Here is a 1,278-nt window from a genome sequence, read left to right as displayed (position 1 = left end):
ACGCCAGTCATCGGGCAATCTGTCCAATGAGCGCCGACCGCGGGCCAGGATATCGCCTAAAATGCGAAGCGCCTTTACGTCGTGCTCCATAGCCCCCCCAAAACGGCATTCAGACCAAGAAATCGTCTGTTGTCCTGTTTTGGGACAAGAGGGTGAAACATACCCTCCGTTGAACCGATCAGACCGTCGAACAGCGGAACCGGCAACGCGGACGACCGTTCCCGTCACATCGGTTGCTGAAACCGGGGTAACCAGAACGTGAGCGACGCGACCCGCTTATTTCAACATTTTCCGTGGAAACTTGCCCGCAAATTATCGCGGCATTCTTATCATCGAATCAACCAGAACAGTCTGTCAAACCTTGCAACTTATCGCAAGCTGATTACCAGCAACCGTCCCGGCGCACAGCTGCCAAGCAGGCTGGCCGGAACGATTGGATGTCGTCTTTTTGGATGGGGTAATCTCCGCCCACACAGCAGGCAGCTATCGCCAGATCAGACCCCGGTCATCCCGGCCGTCGATGCGCCGTCGATGGCATATTCCGCGCCGGAGATGAAACCGGCCTCGTCGGAGGCGAGGAAGGCGACCAGCGCGGCGATATCCTCGACCGTGCCCATCCGGCCCATCGGCGACATGCTGTTATAGGCGGCACGCGCACCTTCCGGCGACGCAGATTTGGCGATGATCGCGCTGATCATTTCAGTTTCCACCACGCCGGGCAGGATGGCGTTACAGCGGATCGGCAGTTTTTCGGTGGCGCAATGGATGGCGATCGATTTGGCCATGGCCAGCACGGCGGCCTTGGTGACGGAATAGGCCATGTAGTTGCCCATCACCTTATGCGCCGACATCGATGAATTGATGATGATCGACCCGCACGGCCCGCCGGGATTTGCGCGCATCAGGCGCAGCGCCGTGCGGGCGGTCAGCATCACCCCTGTCTGGTTGACGTCGATGATCCCGGCCCAACCATCCATGCTGATCGATTCGACGCTGCCGTCCCCGCTTTCGGTCCCGGCATTGGCAAAGGCGATGTCGAGGCGACCAAATTCGTCGCTGACGAACGCGGCAACCTTGTCCCAGTCGCCCTCGTCCTGCACCTGCGCCCTGACGAAGCGCGCACCGCTTTGTGCGCACAGGGTGCGGGCCGATTCCTCGTTCGATCCGGTGAACACGACCTGCGCCCCGTCCCGCGCCAGCCGCTGGACGGTCGCGCGGCCGATACCCGATGTGCCGCCAGTGACGATCGCCACCTTGCCCGAAAGATCAGCCATGTCT

Annotated in this window: 1 protein-coding gene; it reads right to left on the bottom strand. The window is 60.8% G+C overall.

The features are described 5' to 3' along the window. Positions 1–494: 494 nt before the first annotated feature. Positions 495–1,274, bottom strand: a complete 780-nt coding sequence (locus tag EBBID32_RS12485; protein ID WP_006957847.1) for an SDR family NAD(P)-dependent oxidoreductase — start codon at positions 1,272–1,274, stop codon at positions 495–497. Positions 1,275–1,278: the final 4 nt, after the last annotated feature.

The sequence above is a fragment of the Sphingobium indicum BiD32 genome (genome assembly GCF_000382885.1).
Lineage (GTDB): Bacteria > Pseudomonadota > Alphaproteobacteria > Sphingomonadales > Sphingomonadaceae > Sphingobium > Sphingobium japonicum_C.
Note: the sequence above shows the minus strand (reverse complement) of the source record. Positions and strands in the feature narration are given on the sequence as shown.

Bases quoted from the DNA above. Each gene is read 5' to 3' on its own strand.
- EBBID32_RS12485 (WP_006957847.1), bottom strand. From the start codon at position 1,274: ATGGCTGATCTTTCGGGCAAGGTGGCGATCGTCACTGGCGGCACATCG.